Source organism: Saccharothrix sp. NRRL B-16314 (genome assembly GCF_000716595.1).
In the GTDB taxonomy this organism is placed as follows: Bacteria; Actinomycetota; Actinomycetes; order Mycobacteriales; family Pseudonocardiaceae; genus Actinosynnema.
This window is the reverse complement of the sequence record NZ_JNXC01000223.1, coordinates 1-316: the sequence shown is the minus strand read 5'-3', so window position 1 is coordinate 316 and position 316 is coordinate 1. Positions and strand designations below refer to the sequence as shown.

The window sequence follows — 316 nt, the reverse complement described above, 5'->3', positions numbered from 1 at the left end:
CAGCGCACCGGCCCGGCGCACCAGCGCCTGGACGGTCGCCGCGTGCCGCGGATCGCGGCTGCCGTGGGCGACGACGAGGAGGACCGGTCGGGTCATGGGTGATCGGCTCACTTCGCCAGCAGGCCGCGGGTGCGGAGCACCCAGCGCTCCAGCGGGCTGAAGATCAGCAGGTCGATGGCGATGCCGACGACCAGGATCAGCAGGATCGCCAGGAACACGCCGGGCAGGTCGATGTTGTTCCGGCCGTTCTCCAGCAACTGGCCGAGGCCCAGGCCCAGATCGGGGGATGAGGCGATGATCTCCGCGGCCATCAGGG

Annotated in this window: 1 pseudogene; it reads right to left on the bottom strand. The window is 70.9% G+C overall.

What is annotated here, in order from left to right:
* Nucleotides 1-107: 107 nt before the first annotated feature.
* Nucleotides 108-316: pseudogene (locus tag OQ02_RS39745) on the bottom strand (ABC transporter permease); the annotation flags it as partial.